Genomic DNA, 17,202 nt, shown 5'->3' with positions numbered 1-17,202 from the left:
ACGGCGGAAGAGGCTAGCGGCTCACACGACGCCGGACGACGTCCAACACCTCTGCGGGAACGGCGCGCAGGGCGAGGACGACGATCGTGTAGATGATCGTGGCGATCACACCCAGCACCAGCGGCGGGAGGTCCGTGAGCACCGCCGGCAGGCACGCGAGCGCGGCCGCGAGAGCGACCTTGGCCACGACGCCCATCGGCGGCAACAGGCCAGGCCGGGCGTGGTGGACGAAGTACGCGCCGAGCAGCGCGAGCAGGACCTCCACGACGGCCGTGGCGATCGCCCCGCCGCGCGCGCCGTCGATCGCCACCAGTGCCGGGGTCAGGACCAGCCCGCAGCCGAGCGCGGACAGCGTGATCTTCAGGATGTCGCGCTGGCGATCGAGGCTCAGCAGCACGTTGCCCCACACCGTGCCCACGAACGCCGCCGCGACCGCGACGCCCTGGATCGCGAGCAGGGTGGCGGCGGGGGCGAAGCTCGGGCCGCCGATGACGTCGATCGCCACCTTCCCGGCGACGGCCAGCACGACCGCGACCCAGACGCCGCCGACGAGGCTCACGTCGAAGACGCGCGCGACGCCATACCGCAGCCGCACGTCGTCCTCGTGGGCGGCGCGGACGAAGATCGGCAGCGCCGCGCCGACGAACAGGCCGGGCAGCGCCACCAGGACCTCGACGACGCGGAACGACGCGTTGAAGTACCCGAGGTCGTCGGGGGACGCGAGCAGCGACACCGCCACGATCGCCAAGCGGAAATAGAGCACGGTCGCCAGCACGGCGAGCGAGTACGGCAGCACGCTGCGCACCAGCGCTCGCCAGGCGGCCGGGGCGAAGCGGGGCACGAGCGACGTCAGGTGACGCACGAGCCAGGCGGTCAGGACGAGCGCGACGAGCCCCGCCGGCACGCCCACCGCGACGGCGGCCAGCAGCCCGCCGCCGGCCGACACGAGCGCGATGATCAGCCCGACCGAGATCAGCTGCCGGATCAGCTCGGCGGCCGTCAGCGCGCCCAGCCGCAGGCTGGTCTGCAGCGGTATGCCGAGCGCCGACTGCAGGCCCGCGAAGAGCAGCGTGACGCCGGCGATCGCCACGCCGGCGACCACGACCGGCGCGTAGCCGGCCACGACCGAGAACGCCAGCACCAGCGCGACCCCGACCACGGTCAGCACGATCCGCAGCCCGAGCAGCTCCTGCAGGAACCGCCGCGCCTCGCTCGCGGGGCGAGCGGTGACCTCGCGCACGCCGATCGCGGTCAGGCCCAGATCCGACAGGCCGCCGACGATCGCCACGAGCGACAGGATCAGCCCGTAGCGCCCGGTGTCGACGACCCCCAGATGACGGAACAGGACCGCCGCCGACAGCGCGCTGAGCGCCGCACCGGCGAGATATCCGCCGGCCCGCAGCGCCCCGCCGCGCACGGCGGCCGGACCTGCCGCGGTGCTCGAGAGCAGGTCGAGTGGCGGCTCGTCGCCGACGCTCATACCGTCGCCTGGCGCCACCAGGCGACGGTGTCCGCAAGGCGCTGCTCGAGCGTGCGCGGCGGCGCCCAGCCCACCTCGTCGCGCAGCCGGTCGACGGCCGCGGTGAGCACCGCCGGCTCGGCCGGGTTGGCGGGGCGGGCACCGATCCGCAGCAGCTCGGGCCGGCCGGACGCCTCGCCGAGCAACTCGACCAGCTCGCGGATCGGGCGCGGGTCCCCGGAGGCGAGGTTGACCGCGCCGACGGCGTCGCAGTCCAGCAGCGCGACGAACGCGGCCGCGAGGTCCTCGGAGTACAGGAAGTCGCGGATCTGTGTGCCCGGCCCGGTCTCGGCCGGCTCGCCGCGCACCAGCGCGGACGCCACCGAGGACGCCAGGCGCGCGGGATGCTCGTGCGGGCCGAAGACGAAGAACACGCGCCCCCAGGCGGCGCTGACGCCGGCGCGCTCCACCAGCGTGTGCAGCGCGTGCTTGGCCGTGCCGTAGAGCGTCGCGGGCACCAGCGGCGTCACGCCCTCCACGCAGTGCGTCTCGTTCTCCCAGGCGTACTCCGCGCACGTCCCCGCGAACACCGCCCGCTCGCCGCCGGCCGTCGTGAACGCGCGCAGCAGCCGCAGCGACGCCGCGACCCAGTCGAGGTTCTCCGGCGTCGTCCAGAACTCGCCCGGCTTGGCGTTCCACGCGAGGTGCAGGAGATGCGTCGGGCGCACCTCCTCGATCACCCGCTCGGCCTCGCCGGGCGCCAGCAGGTTCGCCGTGTTGCGCACCACCTCGTAGCCTCGCTCGGCCAGCGGCGCGAGCGTCCCGCGGCCGATGAAGCCGCCGGAGCCCGTGACCAGGACGCGCTTCACCGCACGAAGTCGGGATAGGTGGCGTCGCGGTCGGCGATCGTCACCGGCGCGCCCGGCCATCGGATCCCGAACGCCGGGTCGTCCCAGCGCACCCCACGCGCCGCGTCGGGCACGTAGTGGTAGGTCATCTGGTAGTGGACCTCGGAGTCGGCCTCGAGCGTGAGGAACCCGTGCGCCAGCCCCGCGGGGATGTAGTACGAGTCCGCGCCGCCGGCCCGCAGCTCCACGCCGAACCACGCGCAGTAGGTCGGCGAGTCCGGCCGCAGGTCGACCGCGACGTCCCAGACCGCGCCGCGCGTGCACCGCACGAGCTTGCCCTCGCCGTGCGGCTCGGCCTGGTAATGCAGGCCGCGCAGCGTGCCCGCGACGGCGTTGAACGACGTGTTGCACTGCGCGATCCGCGCGTCCAGGCCCGCGGCCTCGAACTGCGCCGCGTCGTACGTGCGGGCGAAGAACCCGCGCTCGTCGCGCAGCGGCTCCAGCTCCACCACGTACGCACCCGCCAGCGGGGTCGGGACGAGCTTCACGACGCCAGCGTCAGCTCCGGCGTGCGCACGGCGAACTCCCCGCCCCACTCACGGATGAACGCGAGCTGCTCCATGATCTCGTCCTTGAGGTTCCACGGCAGGATCAGCACCACGTCGGGCTGATCGGTGCGGATGAACTCGGGCGACCGGATCGGGATGTGCGTGCCCGGCAGCAGATGGTCCTGCTTGTGCGGGTTCAGGTCGACGGTGTACTCGACGAACTCCGGCCCGACGCCGCAGTAGTTGAGCAGCGTGTTGCCCTTGGCGGGCGCGCCGTAGCCGACGATCCGCTTGCCCGCGCGCTTGAGCTCGATCAGCGTCGAGAGGATCTGCTGCTTGTCCTCGATGACCCGCTCGCCGTACGCGAGATAGGTCTCGAGCGCGTTGTAGCCCGCGGCGTCCTCGCGCTCCAGCAACTCCGCCGCGCGCTCGGTCTGCGGCTTGGCCACGTCGTCCTCGTGGCAGCCGAAGATCCGCAGCGAGCCGCCGTGCGTCGCCAGTTCCTCGACGTCGAAGAGCCGCAGCCCGTGCGCCGCGAACACCCGCGCGACCGTCGAGAACGAGAAGTACGAGAAGTGCTCGTGGTAGATCGTGTCCCACTGGTTCTCATCGACCAGCCGCATCAGGTGCGGGAACTCGACCGTGATCACGCCGCCCGGCTTGAGCAGCACCTTCATGCCGCCCACGAAGTCGTTGAGGTCGGGGACGTGGGCGAGGACGTTGTTGCCCAGGAGCAGGTCGGCCTGCCCGTTGGCCGCGACCTCGGTCGCGGTCTCCACGCCGAAGAAGCGCACGAGCGTCGGCACGCCGCGCTCGGTCTCCGCCACCTCGGCCACGTTGGCCGCCGGCTCGATGCCGAGCACCGGAATGCCGCGCTGGACGAAGTACTGCAGCAGGTAGCCGTCGTTGGAGGCGATCTCGACCACCTGCGAGGACTCGTCCAGGCCGAAGCGCTCGGTCATCGCGTCGACGTAGCGCTTGGAGTGCTCGAGCCACGACGACGAGTACGACGAGAAGTACAGGTAGTCGCTGAAGATGTGCTCCGGCGACTCGAACTCGCCGAGCTGGACGAGGAAGCACTGCGAGCAGACGTACGCGTGCAGCGGGTAGAACGGCTCCATCGCGTTGGCCTTCTCAGGCGCGATGTAGGAGTTCGCGAACGGCGACATGCCGAGGTCGGCGAAGGTCGCCTCGAGCGGAGCGGCGCAGAATCGGCAGGACAGCGTCATTGGGCGGTCAGGGTATTGAAGGCGTCGAGCTGCCCGAGCGTGACGGCGCGCATGTCCGCGCCGTCGCGCAGCGCGGCGTACCACTCCACGATCGAATCGAGCGTGCGGGCGAGGTCCCAGCGCGGCGCCCACCCGAGGCGTGCGCGTGCGCGGCTGGAATCGACCTTCAGATACGTCGCCTCGTGCGGGTGCTCGCCCGCGTCGTGCTCCCAGCGCAGGCCGCCGGACCAACGCGCGTCCAGGCGCTCGACGATCCAGGCCACGGGCTTGGCCTCGCCCTCAGGCGGCCCGAAGTTCCAGGCGGTGGCGGCATCCACATCCGACCACAACGTCTGCGCGAGCACCAAGTAGCCACTCAGGGGGTTGAGCACGTGCTGCCAGGGCCGTGTCGCGCCCGGGTTGCGGATCTCGACCGGCTCGCCCGCGACCGCGGCGCGCATGACGTCCGGGATCAGCCGGTCCTCTCCCCAGTCGCCGCCGCCGATCACGTTGCCCGCCCGCGCCGACGCCAGCGGCAGCCCGAACGAGCGCCGCCACGCGCTGGTCACGAGCTCCGACGCGCCCTTGGAGCTCGAGTACGGATCGTGGCCGCCCATCGGCTCGTCCTCGCGGTAGGCCCACTCCCACTCGCGGTTCTCGTAGCACTTGTCGGAGGTGACGTTGATCACCGCGCGCACGCCCTCGACCGCGCGCGCCGCCTCGAACACGTTGACCGTGCCCATGACGTTGACCTCGTAGGTCTCGCGCGGGGCGACGAACGAGCGCCGGACGATCGGCTGCGCGGCGAGATGGAACACGATCTCGGCGCGTTGCGCCGCCCGCGCGACGGCCTCGTAGTCGCGCACGTCACCGCGAAGATCACGCACGTCCTCCCCGACGCGCGCCAGCTCGAACAACGACGGATCGGTCGGCACGATGTCGGAGAACCCGGTGACCTCGGCGCCCATCGACGCCAGCCACAGCGCCAGCCAGCTGCCCTTGAAGCCCGTGTGGCCCGTGAGCAGGACGCGCTTGCCGCGCCAGAAGGCGGGATCTACGTCCACGACTTCCACGGCGCGTCGCCCGAGTCCCACAGTCCCTGCAGTTGCAGCAACTCGCGACGCGTGTCCATCGGCTGCCAGAACCCGTCGTGGCGGTACAGCGACAGCTCGCCGTCGCGCGCCAGGCCCTCGAGCGGCTCCCGCTCCCACACCAGCGAATCGCTCTCCGTGAGGTAGTCGCGGACCCGCGGCGAGAGCACGAAGAAGCCGCCGTTGATCCAGCCGCCGTCGCCGTGCGGCTTCTCGGCGAACCCGGTCACCCGCTCGCCGTCGGACTCCAGCGCGCCGAAGCGCCCGGGAGGCTGGACGGCCGTGACCGTCGCCGCCGTGCCGCTCGCGCGGTGGAACTCGACCAGCTTGCCGATGTCCACGTTCGCGACACCGTCGCCGTACGTGAAGCAGAAATCCTCGTCGCCGACGTAGTCCAGAACACGCCGCAGCCGCCCACCAGTCATCGTTGCCTCACCGGTATCGACGAGAGTGACCTTCCACGGCTCGGCCTTGCTCTGGTGGACCTCCACCGCGTTGCTGCGCAGATCGAACGTGACGTCGCAGGAATGCAGGTAGTAGTTCGCGAAGAACTCTTTGATCACGTAGCCCTTGTAGCCGAGGCAGACCACGAACTCGTCGATCCCATGCGCCGCGTAGATCTTCATGATGTGCCACAGAATCGGCCGGCCGCCGATCTCGATCATCGGCTTCGGACGGGTCTCGGTCTCCTCGCTGATGCGGGATCCAAGTCCTCCGGCGAGGATGACTGCTTTCATGACGGCCGCACGCTAGCGAAGTCACATACCGCGACTTTTGCCCTGCACGCCCGTTGACACAGTCGATGAACGCCGGCATCAGCCCATTGCTCACCAACGTCGAGGCGCCTCCCACGGTGGCGACCGAACCCGTGCTCGGCGTCCCGCTGGCGATCACGGACTACGAAGCGACGCTCGACTGGATCGACGCCGCGGTCGCGGCCGAGCACCGCGGCTACGTCTGCGTCGCGGCCGTGCACACCGTAATGGCCAGCCAGGAGGACCCGGCGCTGCACGCCGCCGTGCAGGGTGCCGACTTCACGGTCCCCGACGGGCAGCCGCTGGTGTGGGCGCTGCGCGCGCTCGGGCACCCGCTCGAGGACCGCGTGTACGGGCCGGAGCTGATGGATCGGGCCTGCGCCCGCGCCGCGAGGACCGGGCAGCGCTTCTTCCTCTACGGCGGCCGCAACCAGGGCGCGCTGGTCGAGCTCACCCGCATGCTGCGGCTGCGCCATCCGGGCCTGAAGATCGTCGGCGGCTACGCGCCGCCGTTCCGTGAGCTGACCGACGCCGAGGACGAGGCCGTCGCGCTGGAGATCAAGCGCTCGGGCGCCGACGTCGTCTGGGTCGGCATCGGCGTGCCCAAGCAGGAGAAGTGGATGGCGCGGATGCGCGACCGCCTGGACACGCCCGTGCTGATCGGCGTGGGCGCGGCGTTCGACTTCCATGCCGGGATCATTCCCCAGGCCCCGCCGATGATGCAGCGCTGCGGGCTCGAGTGGCTGTACCGCCTGCGCCAGGAGCCGCGGCGCCTGTGGAAGCGCTACCTGACGTATAACCCGCGGTTCGTGATCGGCTTCGCACGCCAATTCGCGCGCGGTCGCTCGCGCTCCTGAAGGTCGTGCGCGCTACCTTCGCACGCGATATGCGAAGCATTGGTCGGGTGCTGCTCACGGCCGCAACGCTGTGGCTGCTGGCGGGCGGCTCCGCCGCCGCCGACGTCTATGACGACAACCCGGCGACCGCGTCACGCAGCGCCGGCGAGACCTACGTCTTCGCCCGCGCGCTCGACGGCAACGTCCTCGAGCGCCATCGGCAGACGACCGGCTGGAGCGACTGGCGCTCGATCGGCGGCGACGCCACGTCAGGCCCGGCGGCGGCGGCCTACGGCGGGACGATCCACGTCTTCGTCCGCGGGCCCGACGGCGCCGTCTATCAGTCCTGGTTGCAGGACGACGGCAGCTTCCACAGCTGGAACTCGCTCGGCGGCTACACGCTGTCGGCCCCGGCCGTCACCCCCCGCCGCGGCACCCCGTACCTCGACCTCGTGGTGCGCGGCGGCGACAGCCAGATGTACCAGCAGTCCTACGTCCCGGGCACCGGCTGGTCGGGCTTCGCGGCGATCGGCGGCGTGCTCACCAGCGGGGCCGCGATCAACTCGCAGAGCGCGGGCCTCTTGAACATCTGGTCGCGCGCCACCGATGGGACGATGGTGCAGAAGAGCTGGAACGGCTCGGCCTGGGTGGACTGGTCGACGCTCGGCGGCGGGCTGATCGGCGCGCCGAGCACGGTGTCGCGAGCCGAGAACGTGATCAACATCTACGTCCGCGGCGCCGCGGACGCGACCTACCAGCGCAGCTGGTCCGCGGCCGGCTGGACCGACTGGTTTCTCCTCGACTCCACGCCCGTGGCGTCGACGCCCGTCGTGGGGTCCGACCGGCCCGACCGCGAGTACCTGTTCGCGCGCACCGCGAAGAACACGATGCTCTACAAGGAATGGAACGCGAGCACCGGCTGGACCGGGTGGTCGGATCTCGGGCCTGTCGCCGTTCCTTCCCCGCAGCCGCCACCGCCCGTCACGCCGCCGGCCCCGCCGGCGTCTGACGGCGAGCTCAATGTCGTGACCGGTCTCGGCTGCACGCCCGCCAACGGCAAGCTGCGCGTGAGCATCGCGGTCAAGAAGCCCAAGGGCAAGCTCAAGCCCCGCGTGTCGAAGATCGTCTTCTACACCAAGGGCAAGGGGCGCAAGATCAGGATCGACCGCAAGGCGCCGTTCGTCGTGCGGATCGGCATCAATCGCCCGGCGGGCAGCACGGGCCGTGTCTATGCCCGCGTCTACTACCGGCGCTCCGCGCACGGAAAGCTCCACCGCAAGGTGGTTTCCAGGCGCTACACCGTCTGCCGCTAGCCTCCTTGACCGCTATGTCCTACGACGTCTGCGTGATCGGGCTCGGGCGCATCGGCCTCCCACTGGCGCTCAGCTTCGCTGACGCCGGGCTGTCGGTGCTCGGGGTCGACAACGACACCAAGCGCCTCGATTCGCTGCGCGCCAAGCGCATGCCGTTCAAGGAGCCCGGGACCGACGAGTTGCTCGAGCGGGTGCAGCTGGATCTCTCCGCGCGCGCCGCCGACGCCGCCCAGGCAGACGCGATCGTGCTCACGCTCGGCACGCCGGCGATGTCGCACATCGAGATCGACATGGGCGCGATCCGCGCCGTGCTCGACGATCTGCTGCCGCTGGTACGCACCGATCAGCTGATCGTGCTGCGCTCGACGGTCGCGCCGGGAACGACCGAGTTCGTCGCCGGCTACCTCGAGAAGCACCGCGGGTTCCGCGTCGGCGAGGACCTGTTCGTCGCCCACGTGCCCGAGCGCATCGCCGCCGATCAGTTCATGGCGGAGATCGGGACGCTGCCGTGCATCGTGGGCGGGATCGGCGAGGCGTCCGGTGAGCGCGCCGCCAAGCTCTTCGAGCCGCTCGGCGCGCCGATCGTGCAGACGACGCCGGTCCAGGCCGAGCTGGCCAAGATCTGGACGAACATCCTGCGCTACGCGACGTTCGCGCTGCCGAACCTGCTGATGATGGACTGCGAGCGCTACGGCGCGAACGTCTTCGACGTCATCGAGCTGATCAACCGCGACTATCCGCGCGGCGGGATGAAGGCGCCGGGTCTCACGGCGGGGACCTGCCTGCGCAAGGACTTCGCCTTCTCCGAGGAGCGCTCGTCCGCTCCCGGCATGCTGCTGGCGGTCTCGCGCGTGCACGAGACGGTGCCGCTGTTCCTCGTCGACGGCATCAAGCGCCGGCTCGGCGGTTCGCTGCGCGAGCGCAGCATCGCCGTGCTCGGCCTGGCCTTCAAGTCAGACACCGACGACGAGCGCGACTCGCTGTCGCACAAGCTCATCCGGCTGCTCGAGCGCGAACTGGCCGACGTGTCGGTGCACGATCCGGTCGTGGCGACGCCGACCTCGAGCTTCGAAGAGGCCGTCAGCGGCGCGGAGGTCGTGATCGTCGCGACCAACCACACCGAGTACTCGACCCCCGAGGCCCTGCGCTCGATCGCCGAGCTGGCCGGCCGCGACTGCCTCGTGGTCGACCCCTGGAACGCCATGGGCACGTCCCAGGTGTTCGCGTACGTCGCCGAGGTGGCGGCGCTGCAAGCATGACGCGGCGCGCGTGGGCGGCGTTCGCCGCGATGTCGGTCATCTGGGGCCTTCCGTACCTCTTCATCAAGGTCGCGGTCGACGACGGTGTCTCGCCCGCCTTCCTGTCGTTCGCGCGCGTCGCGCTGGCCGCCGTCGTACTGCTGGTCCTGGCCTGGCGGGCCGGCTCGCTCGCTTCCCTGCGCGGAAGCTGGGTGTGGGTCGCCGCGTACGCGGTGGCGGAGATCGCGCTCCCGTTCCCGCTGATCGCGGCCGGCGAGCAGCGCGTGTCCTCGTCGCTGGCGGCGATCCTGATCGCCTGCGTGCCGCTGCTGGTGGCGCTGCTGGCGATTCGCTTCGACAACGCCGAGCGGGCGACCGGCATCCGCCTCGTGGGCCTGCTGGTCGGCCTGTGCGGGGTCGTCGCGCTCGTCGGCATCGACGTCGCGGGCAAGTCCGACGAGCTGATCGGCACGGGCCTGATCGTGCTCGCGGCGTGCGGCTACGCGATCGGCCCGATGGTCCTCAAGCGCAAGCTGGCCGACCTCGACGCGCGGGCGACGATGGGCGGCTCGCTGGCCATCGCGGCGCTCGTCCTGGCGATCCCCGCGGCGCTGTCGGTGCCGTCGGAGGTCCCCACGCCGGAGGCGCTCGGCTCGCTCGTCGTGCTCGGGCTCATCTGCACCGCGCTCGCCTTCGTCGTCTTCAGCGTCCTGATTCGCGAGGCCGGCCCGAGCCGCGCGCTGGTCATCACGTACGTCAACCCGGTCGTCGCCGTCGCGCTGGGCGTCGCGATCCTCGGCGAGCGCCCGGGCACCGGCGCCGTCGCCGGTCTGCTCTTGATCCTCGCCGGTTCCTGGCTCTCCACGGATGGGCGTCTGCCCCCGGGGTTCCGCCGGCGTCCTAACACGGTGGTTCCTGCATGAGTCGAGTTCTCGTCACTGGCGGCGCCGGGACGATCGGCGCCGCCGTCGTCCGGCGCCTGCTGCGCGACCCCGAGTTCGAGGTGCGCGTCTCCGATCAGCGCGAGGCGCCGGACTGGATGCGCGAAGGCTGCGAGGTGCACCGCGGCGACCTGCGCGTCCTCGACGAGGCGCGCAAGGCCATGCGCGGCTGCTCGCACGTGATCCATCTGGCGGCGATCGTCGGCGGGATCGCGAACTTCCACAAGCTCCCGCACACGCTCACCGAGGTCAACAACGCGCTCTACAACGCGGTCTTCCGGGCCGCGCTGGACGAGGACGTCGACCGCTTCACCTACGTGTCGTCGTCGATGGTCTTCGAGAACGCGACGCAGTACCCGACGCGCGAGGAGTACCTGCCGGATTGCCCGGTGCCGACGTCGGCCTACGGCTTCTCGAAGCTCACCGGCGAGATCTACTGCCGCGCCGCGCACGACGAGCACGGGCTGCCCTACACGATCTGCCGCCCGTTCAACGCCTACGGGCCGGGCGAGATGCCCGACGACGAGCCGGGGATCGCGCACGCGGTGCCGGACCTGATCCGCAAGTCGCTGCAGCGCCTGAAGCCGCTGCCGATCTTCGGCACCGGCGAGCACACGCGCACGCTGACGCACGTCGACGACATCGCCGACGGGATCGTCGTGGCGACCGGCAGCGCAGCGGCTTTGAACGAGGACTTCAACATCTCGGCGAGCGACGAGCTGACCGTCGCCGAGATCGCCCGCATCTGCTGGCGATTGAGCGGCAACGACCCGGACGAGCTGGAGTTCGAGCACCTGCCGAGCTTCGAGGTCGACGTGGTGCGCCGCTGGCCGTCCGTCGAGAAGGCCGAGCAGCTGCTCGGCTGGAAGGCGAAGATCGGCGTGGAGGAGGGAATCGCGGCGACGGTGTCGTGGCTGCGCGAACGAGAGGGTGTGGTTTCGGATGCCTAGCGCGCTGATCACGGGGATCACCGGGCAGGACGGGTCCTATCTTGCCGAGCTGTTGCTCGAGAAGGGCTATGAGGTGCACGGCATGGTGCGCCGTGCCTCGACGGAGAAGTTCGACCGCATCGAGCATCTGCGCGATCGGCTGATCCTCCACCAGGCGGACCTGCTCGACCAGCGCTCGCTGGTCGACGCGTTGCGAGCGGCCAAGCCCGACGAGGTCTACAACCTGGCCGCGATGTCGTTCGTCGCGGTGTCGTGGGTGCAGCCCACGCTCACCGCCGAATTCACCGGCGTCGGCGTGACGCGCATGCTCGAAGCCGTCCGCGACACCTGCCCGGACACGCGCTTCTACCAGGCGTCCTCGAGCGAGATGTTCGGCAAGGTGCTCGAGACGCCGCAGACCGAGACGACGCCCTTCTACCCGCGCTCGCCCTACGGCGTCGCCAAGGTCTACGGCCACCACATCACGGTCAACTACCGCGAGTCCTACGACCTCTTCGCCACCTCGGGCATCCTCTTCAACCACGAGAGCGAGCGCCGCGGCCTGGAGTTCGTCACGCGCAAGATCACGTGGCACGCGGCGGCGATCAAGCTCGGGCAGCGCTCCAAGCTCGCGCTCGGCAACCTCGACGCGCGCCGCGACTGGGGCTACGCGAAGGACTACGTCGAGGCGATGTGGCTGATGCTCCAGCATGACAAGCCCGACGACTTCGTGATCGCCACGGGCGAGACGAACACGGTCCGCCGCTGCGTGGAGATCGCGTTCGACGAGGCCGGCCTGGACTGGGAGCCGCACGTCGAGCTGGACCCGCAGTTCCTGCGCCCGGCCGAGGTCGACCTGCTCGTCGGCGACCCGTCGAAGGCCAAGCGTGAGCTGGGGTGGGTGCCCAAGACCTCGTTCGAGGAGCTGATCCGCCTGATGGTCCGGTCCGACCTGCAACTGCTATCCAAGTAGCGATGAAGATCGGCATCGTCGGGCTGGGGTACGTCGGCCTTCCTCTCTCTGTCAGCTTCGCCGAAGCCGGCTGCGATGTGATCGGCCTCGACGTCGATCCCGGCAAGGTCTCCGCGCTGCGCGAGGGTCGCTCGCACATCGAGGACATCCCGGACGCGCGGCTCGCCGGCGTGCTCGAGCGCTGCGTGTTCACGACGCGCTACGTCGAGCTGCATGACGCCGACGCGATCCTGGTCTGCGTCCCCACTCCGCTGACGCCCAACCGCGAGCCCGATCTCGGCCCGCTGCTGGCCTCGGCGCAGTCGCTCGCGGGCGTCATCCGCCGCGGGCAGACGGTGATCCTCGAGTCCACGACCTTCCCCGGCACCACGCGCGAGCACATGGTGCCGCTGCTCGAGGAGTCCGGGCTGCGGGCGGGCGAGGACTTCGCGCTCGCGTTCTCGCCCGAGCGGGTGGACCCGGGCCGGACCGACTACACGCTGCGCACGACGCCGAAGGTCGTGGGTGGACTCACCGCCGGTTGCACCGCGGCCGCCGCGGGCGTGTACGCGCACGTCTGCGACCACGTGGTGCCGGTCTCCACGCCCGAGGTCGCGGAGCTCTCGAAGCTGCTCGAGAACATCTTCCGCTCGGTCAACATCGCGCTGGTCAACGAGATGGCGATGCTCGCCGACCGCATGGGGATCGACATCTGGGAGGTCGTCGAGGCCGCCTCGACCAAGCCCTACGGCTTCATGCCCTTCCAGCCCGGTCCCGGGATGGGCGGGCACTGCCTGCCGGTCGACCCCTTCTACCTGACGTGGAAGGCGCGCGAGTACGACCTCTCGACCGAGTTCATCGAGCTCGCGGGCAAGGTCAACCAGCAGATGCCGTACTTCTGCCTGGAGCGCGCCGAGCGGGCGCTCAACGACGCGAGCAAGCCCGTGAAGGGCTCGAAGATCCTCGTCGTCGGCGTCTCCTACAAGGCGGGCGTGGGCGACATGCGCGAGTCACCGGCGCTGAAGATCCTCAAGCTGCTGCGCGAGCGCGGGGCCGAGGTCAGCTACCACGACCCGCACGTCCCGGAGCTCGTGGACTTCGGCCTGCGCAGCGTGGACATGCCGGCGGGGCTGGACGGCACGGACCTCGCGGTCATCGTCACCGCCCACCCCACGGTCGATCACCGCGCGATCACCGAGCGAACGCTCACGCTGGACCTGCGCGGCGCGACGCGTTCACTCGGCACGGGAGCGCTGCAGCTCTAGCCGTTCTTGAAGGCGGTGAAGGCCGCCTTCTTGGTGCCGTCGGTGTCGAGCAGGCCCTTCCAGGTGCTCGGCACGTTGGAGTCGTCGATCAGGCCTTGATAGCCGAACGTCGCCACGTTCTTGTCGGCCTTCGTCGCCTTCAGCGCGGCCTTGATCCACGCGGCCTGCTTGGTCGGCGACAGGGTCAGCTTGACCGGGCTCAGGTAGAGCTTCAGGCCCTTGCCGAGCTTGGCGACCTTCGTCTCGAGCGACTTCAGCGACGCGGCCGTCGGCGCCTTGCTCCCAGACGGGTCATGACCGTAGAAGTCCATCCGCGGCGCCTTGCCGTTGGGCAGCTTGAGCTTGGGGATCCACTTGGCGGCCGTGCTCGTCGTCGACTGCCCGCCGATGACCTTGTTCAGCTTCGACGCCGCCTTGAGCTTGACGTACGCGCCGTCGAGGAGCTGCGCGTACTTGCCCGCGCCGCCCTTGTACGGGCCGTCCCAGATGCTCCAGAGATGCACGCTCGGGTAGCGCTGGGCGGCGACGCTCAGGAACGTCGCGAAGTCCGCGGCCTTGGTCGGGCCGGTCGTCGGGGCCTTGCCGCCGTTGGCCCAGTCGGGTGCGCCGGTGACGGTCAGCGCGACATCGATGCCGGCGCTCTTGGCCTCGTCGATCGCGGTGTCGATCTCGTCGGGCCACTCGTAGGACGGGTCCTCGACGTCCTTGGCGTCCAGCGGTTCGAGACTGGCGACGTCGGCCCAGTTGAGGGTCGTCTGGTAGATCCCGGCGCCGAGTTCCTTGTAGACCGGGAACTGCGATTGCGAGTCGATCTCGACCGGGCCCCAAATGGCCTTCTTCGTCGTGACGGCGGCGTGGGCGGTGGTCGTCGGGATCGCGACGAGGACGAGCAGGATCGTCGGGAGGAGTGCGCGGCGGAGCATGTTCGTCACAACCTAGCCATGGGGCCGAAGTTTCGGACCGTAAACACGTCGCAGGTCGACGGCCACGACTTCGGGGGCGCTGCGCGCACGCGCCGCGGCCAGTGCGCGCTCCCCCGCCTGTCCGTCTCCGAACAACGCGGTGAGGCGTTCCTGCAGCGCCGCGATGTCGCCCGGCGGGTAGAGGCCCTCTTCCGGGACGGCCTCGCTGAGACCGCCCGAGCGGGCGGCGACGGTCGGCAGCGCGGCGGCCATCGCCTCCAGCGCCGCGAGCGGGAGGATCTCCGCGTAGCGGCTGGGCACGACCGCGACGGCGGCCTGCTCGCGCAGCGCGGCGAGCTCGTGCGCGGGGATATGGCCGACGAAGCGGGCGGTCCTGGCCTGTGCGGTCAGCCGCTCGCGTTCCGGACCGTCTCCGGCGATGACGAGCGGGAGCTCGGCCCGGTTGCACGCCTCGACGACGTCGGCGAAGCCCTTCTCCGGCGTGAGCCGCCCTGCGGCGAGGACGTACTCGCCGTCGCCGGCGCGTGACGCCGTCGCGAACGTCCGTTGGACGGAGCTGAGCACCGTGGCCTTGTCGCCGACCGGGGCGCCCAGGTCTCTCAGGCGCTGCAGCGCGAACGCCGACGGTACGACGATCGCGTCCGCCGCGGCGGTGAGCCGTTGCTGGTGCAGCGCGAGGCCGGCGGCGTAGGCGGCCGACTCGGCTCTGGAGCCTTCCCGGCAGTTGCGCAGGAGCCCGGGCAGCGTGTTGCGGCCGTGGCAGCGCGTGCAGTCCTCGCCCTGCGTGAAGCACGTGCCGACCGCGCAGACGAGCCGGTAGTTGTGCAGGTGCAGGACGACGCGGGCGCCCGCGTTTCGCGCCGCTTCGAGGGCCCTCGGTCCGAACGTCGGGTTGACGTTGTGGGCGTGCACGACCCGCGCCTGCGTCCGTCTGACGGCATCGCCGACCTGCTCCGGGCTCAGTCCGCCGGCGAGCAGCCCGCGCGCGGCCTGCCGGTTCGAAACGCGGGCGGAGTCGCGCTCGAGCACCTCGACGTCCTCGTGCAGGTGCTCGCGGATCAGCCATGAGAGATCCTCGACCGCCCGCTCCTCCCCGCCCGCGTGGCGATAGCGGTGGTGCAGCAACAGGATCACGGGCTGCAAGGCTAGTGCTCGTTGGTCGCCTACCTCATCCTCTCCTACACGCAACCCGAGCTCGTGCGGCGTCTCGTGTCGCGGTTGCAGGGCGGCGTCGTCGCCGTCCACCACGACGACCGCCGCTGCGCGCTCGGCGAGGTGGACGCGATCCGGTTGCCGGCGAGGCCGGTCGAGTGGGGCCACGGATCGCAGCTCGCGGCGATCCTCCACTGCCTGCGCGCGCTGCGCGAGCACGAGTGGGACTGGCTCGTGCTGCTCTCCGGCCAGGACTACCCGGTGCGGCCGGTCGCGGAGATCGAGGCCTCGCTGCTGGCGGCGGACGTCGACGCGTTCCTGCGCTTCCGGCCGGTCGCGCGGGTCCTGCGGCGCGGCGCCGTCGGCGAGTTCGCCCGCCGCTACGCGTACCGCTGGCGCCCGCTGGGCGGGCGAGTCGCGGCCGCGGCGCGACTCGGCGCCGCGCCCGCCGCCACGGCGCCTGACGCCGCCGCGCCTGTGCCCACGTCGCGTCTCGCCGCGCGACTCGCGCGACTCGATCCGCTCGTCCAGGTCCGCACGCTCCCCTCCGGCACGTACGTCGGGCTCCCCGCGCAGCCGCCGTTGCCGGTCTTCCACGGCTCCGACTGGTTCTCGCTGTCGCGGCGCGCGGTCGACACGGTCCTCGCCGCGCCCGGGACGGTGGTCGACCACTTCCTGCACACGCTGATCCCGACCGAGGCGTTCGTGCACACCGTGCTCGCGAACTCGTCGCTGCGGCTCGCGAACGACCATCGGCGCTACGCGGTCTTCAACCCGCCGTCGTCCCCGTCGCCGCGCGTCTTCGGTCTCGCTGACGTCGACGAGGTGCTCGCCTGCGGCGCCGACTTCGCGCGCAAGTTCGCCGACGTGCGCGTGCTCGACGCGATCGACCGGCGGGTCGATGGCAATCGAGAGCAAGGTTCGTCGGGCTAGGCCCGATCAAGGCTTCACTCGCGCCGCGGCCTAACCTCTTCGCGGCCGATGGCCCCGCCCGCGTCGATCCTCTTCCCCACCCGCGATCGCTACGACTATCTGGTCGTCGCGCTGGACTCCGTCGCGCCGCAGGCTGCGAAGCACGGAGCTGAGATCGTGATCGTCGAGGACGACGCGCCGGACCCGGCGACCGCCGCGCTCGCCGACCGGCACGGCGCCCGCTACCTCGCGCTCGGCCGCAAGCGCGGCATCAACGTCGCGCGCAACGCGGCGGTCGCGGCGTCGAGCGGCGACCTCGTGTGCTTCCTCGACGACGACGTCGAGGTCTGGCCCGGCTGGCTCGACGCGCTGCTGGCCGCCTCGAGCGAGTTCGACGCGCTCGGCGGGCCGATCCGGCCCCGGTTGGAAGGATCGCGCTTGCGGGCGTGCGGGCGCGAACCGCTCCCGGTGACCACGCTCGACCTCGGCCCCGACGACCGCGACGCCGAGTTCGTGTGGGGCGCGAACATGGCCCTGCGACGCAGCGCGATCGAGCGGATCGGCCCCTTCGACGAGGTGCTCGGCGGCGCCGGCGACGAGGAGGACTGGCAGCGCCGCCTGCGCGCCGCGGGCGGCCGCGTCGGCTACGTGGCGGCCGCGGGCGTCGACCACCGCCGCACCGGCAGCGACGCGAAACTGCGCTCGCTGGTTCGCGCGCAGTACTACCGAGGCCGCGCATCGCGGCGCTACGACGTCCACAAGGCCCGCGCGGTGACGGCGGCCGCCGCGCCGCTGCACGCCGCCGCGCCGTCGCCGCACGCCGCCCCGCCGT

At 71.1% G+C, this 17,202-nt stretch carries 17 protein-coding genes; 9 read left to right on the top strand and 8 right to left on the bottom strand.

Features of this window, described 5'->3' with window-relative positions; all coding sequences use genetic code 11:
- Nucleotides 1-13 precede the first annotated feature (13 nt).
- From OM076_RS30805 to rfbF, 6 genes are read right to left on the bottom strand one after another with little or no spacing between them, the layout of a single operon-like run.
- Nucleotides 14-1,480 carry an oligosaccharide flippase family protein gene (locus tag OM076_RS30805; RefSeq protein WP_270043970.1) on the bottom strand — a complete coding sequence of 489 codons (1,467 nt, stop codon included), beginning with the start codon at nucleotides 1,478-1,480 and terminating at the stop codon, nucleotides 14-16.
- Nucleotides 1,477-2,328 (bottom strand): NAD-dependent epimerase/dehydratase family protein, encoded by an 852-nt coding sequence (locus OM076_RS30800; RefSeq protein ID WP_270043969.1) that lies wholly within the window; start codon nucleotides 2,326-2,328, stop codon nucleotides 1,477-1,479. The genes OM076_RS30805 and OM076_RS30800 overlap by 4 nt, the downstream gene beginning before the upstream one ends.
- Nucleotides 2,325-2,855, bottom strand: a complete 531-nt coding sequence (gene rfbC / locus OM076_RS30795) for a dTDP-4-dehydrorhamnose 3,5-epimerase (protein WP_270043968.1) — start codon at nucleotides 2,853-2,855, stop codon at nucleotides 2,325-2,327. Before rfbC ends, OM076_RS30800 begins: the two co-directional genes overlap by 4 nt.
- Nucleotides 2,852-4,084: a class I SAM-dependent methyltransferase gene (locus tag OM076_RS30790; protein ID WP_270043967.1), complete on the bottom strand. Its 1,233-nt coding sequence runs from the start codon at nucleotides 4,082-4,084 to the stop codon at nucleotides 2,852-2,854. Before OM076_RS30790 ends, rfbC begins: the two co-directional genes overlap by 4 nt.
- Nucleotides 4,081-5,136 carry a CDP-glucose 4,6-dehydratase gene (rfbG, locus tag OM076_RS30785; RefSeq protein WP_372518097.1) on the bottom strand — a complete coding sequence of 352 codons (1,056 nt, stop codon included), beginning with the start codon at nucleotides 5,134-5,136 and terminating at the stop codon, nucleotides 4,081-4,083. The genes OM076_RS30790 and rfbG overlap by 4 nt, the downstream gene beginning before the upstream one ends.
- Entirely contained in the window at nucleotides 5,118-5,891 is a 774-nt protein-coding gene (rfbF, locus tag OM076_RS30780) for a glucose-1-phosphate cytidylyltransferase (RefSeq protein ID WP_270043965.1), read from the bottom strand. Before rfbF ends, rfbG begins: the two co-directional genes overlap by 19 nt.
- 65 nt (nucleotides 5,892-5,956) lie before the next feature.
- Between rfbF and OM076_RS30775 the strand changes: the two genes are divergently transcribed.
- The 7 genes from OM076_RS30775 to OM076_RS30745 are packed head-to-tail and all read left to right on the top strand — an operon-like array spanning nucleotide 5,957 to nucleotide 13,383.
- Nucleotides 5,957-6,766: a WecB/TagA/CpsF family glycosyltransferase gene (locus OM076_RS30775; RefSeq protein WP_270043964.1), complete on the top strand. Its 810-nt coding sequence runs from the start codon at nucleotides 5,957-5,959 to the stop codon at nucleotides 6,764-6,766.
- A gap of 29 nt (nucleotides 6,767-6,795) precedes the next feature.
- Entirely contained in the window at nucleotides 6,796-8,058 is a 1,263-nt protein-coding gene (locus tag OM076_RS30770) for a DUF8189 domain-containing protein (protein ID WP_270043963.1), read from the top strand.
- Between the two features lie 14 nt (nucleotides 8,059-8,072).
- On the top strand, nucleotides 8,073-9,317 hold the full coding sequence (locus OM076_RS30765) for a nucleotide sugar dehydrogenase (protein ID WP_270043962.1): 1,245 nt from the start codon (nucleotides 8,073-8,075) through the stop codon (nucleotides 9,315-9,317).
- The gene (locus OM076_RS30760) at nucleotides 9,314-10,219 is read left to right on the top strand and encodes a DMT family transporter (RefSeq protein WP_270043961.1); all 906 of its coding nucleotides are present in this window, start codon (nucleotides 9,314-9,316) and stop codon (nucleotides 10,217-10,219) included. Before OM076_RS30765 ends, OM076_RS30760 begins: the two co-directional genes overlap by 4 nt.
- Nucleotides 10,216-11,187 carry an NAD-dependent epimerase/dehydratase family protein gene (locus OM076_RS30755; RefSeq protein ID WP_270043960.1) on the top strand — a complete coding sequence of 324 codons (972 nt, stop codon included), beginning with the start codon at nucleotides 10,216-10,218 and terminating at the stop codon, nucleotides 11,185-11,187. The genes OM076_RS30760 and OM076_RS30755 overlap by 4 nt, the downstream gene beginning before the upstream one ends.
- Nucleotides 11,180-12,139 (top strand): GDP-mannose 4,6-dehydratase, encoded by a 960-nt coding sequence (gmd, locus tag OM076_RS30750; RefSeq protein WP_270043959.1) that lies wholly within the window; start codon nucleotides 11,180-11,182, stop codon nucleotides 12,137-12,139. The genes OM076_RS30755 and gmd overlap by 8 nt, the downstream gene beginning before the upstream one ends.
- 2 nt (nucleotides 12,140-12,141) lie before the next feature.
- Nucleotides 12,142-13,383 carry a nucleotide sugar dehydrogenase gene (locus tag OM076_RS30745; RefSeq protein WP_270043958.1) on the top strand — a complete coding sequence of 414 codons (1,242 nt, stop codon included), beginning with the start codon at nucleotides 12,142-12,144 and terminating at the stop codon, nucleotides 13,381-13,383.
- On the opposite strand, the gene OM076_RS30740 is transcribed toward OM076_RS30745, so the two are convergent.
- Nucleotides 13,380-14,306: a hypothetical protein gene (locus OM076_RS30740; protein WP_270043957.1), complete on the bottom strand. Its 927-nt coding sequence runs from the start codon at nucleotides 14,304-14,306 to the stop codon at nucleotides 13,380-13,382. The two genes, OM076_RS30745 and OM076_RS30740, sit on opposite strands and share 4 nt — an antisense overlap.
- Nucleotides 14,307-14,318: 12 nt before the next feature.
- Nucleotides 14,319-15,440, bottom strand: a complete 1,122-nt coding sequence (locus tag OM076_RS30735) for a glycosyltransferase family 4 protein (RefSeq protein ID WP_270043956.1) — start codon at nucleotides 15,438-15,440, stop codon at nucleotides 14,319-14,321.
- Between the two features lie 21 nt (nucleotides 15,441-15,461).
- On the opposite strand from OM076_RS30735, the gene OM076_RS30730 reads away from it, so the two are divergent.
- Nucleotides 15,462-16,391, top strand: a complete 930-nt coding sequence (locus tag OM076_RS30730) for a beta-1,6-N-acetylglucosaminyltransferase (protein ID WP_270043955.1) — start codon at nucleotides 15,462-15,464, stop codon at nucleotides 16,389-16,391.
- A 48-nt stretch (nucleotides 16,392-16,439) separates the two neighbouring features.
- Nucleotides 16,440-17,202, top strand: a 763-nt coding sequence (locus OM076_RS30725) for a glycosyltransferase family 2 protein (RefSeq protein ID WP_270043954.1), incomplete at its 3' end; no start/stop codon positions are given.

It is taken from the genome of Solirubrobacter ginsenosidimutans (genome assembly GCF_027587205.1).
The sequence above is the reverse complement of the archived record's forward strand: the minus strand, read 5'-3'. Positions and strand labels throughout refer to the sequence as shown.

Bases quoted from the DNA above. Each gene is read 5' to 3' on its own strand.
- OM076_RS30805 (WP_270043970.1), bottom strand. From the start codon at position 1,480: ATGAGCGTCGGCGACGAGCCGCCACTCGACCTGCTCTCGAGCACCGCG.
- OM076_RS30790 (WP_270043967.1), bottom strand. From the start codon at position 4,084: ATGACGCTGTCCTGCCGATTCTGCGCCGCTCCGCTCGAGGCGACCTTC.
- rfbF (WP_270043965.1), bottom strand. From the start codon at position 5,891: ATGAAAGCAGTCATCCTCGCCGGAGGACTTGGATCCCGCATCAGCGAG.
- OM076_RS30775 (WP_270043964.1), top strand. From the start codon at position 5,957: ATGAACGCCGGCATCAGCCCATTGCTCACCAACGTCGAGGCGCCTCCC.
- OM076_RS30770 (WP_270043963.1), top strand. From the start codon at position 6,796: ATGCGAAGCATTGGTCGGGTGCTGCTCACGGCCGCAACGCTGTGGCTG.
- OM076_RS30765 (WP_270043962.1), top strand. From the start codon at position 8,073: ATGTCCTACGACGTCTGCGTGATCGGGCTCGGGCGCATCGGCCTCCCA.
- OM076_RS30760 (WP_270043961.1), top strand. From the start codon at position 9,314: ATGACGCGGCGCGCGTGGGCGGCGTTCGCCGCGATGTCGGTCATCTGG.
- OM076_RS30755 (WP_270043960.1), top strand. From the start codon at position 10,216: ATGAGTCGAGTTCTCGTCACTGGCGGCGCCGGGACGATCGGCGCCGCC.
- gmd (WP_270043959.1), top strand. From the start codon at position 11,180: ATGCCTAGCGCGCTGATCACGGGGATCACCGGGCAGGACGGGTCCTAT.
- OM076_RS30745 (WP_270043958.1), top strand. From the start codon at position 12,142: ATGAAGATCGGCATCGTCGGGCTGGGGTACGTCGGCCTTCCTCTCTCT.
- OM076_RS30740 (WP_270043957.1), bottom strand. From the start codon at position 14,306: ATGCTCCGCCGCGCACTCCTCCCGACGATCCTGCTCGTCCTCGTCGCG.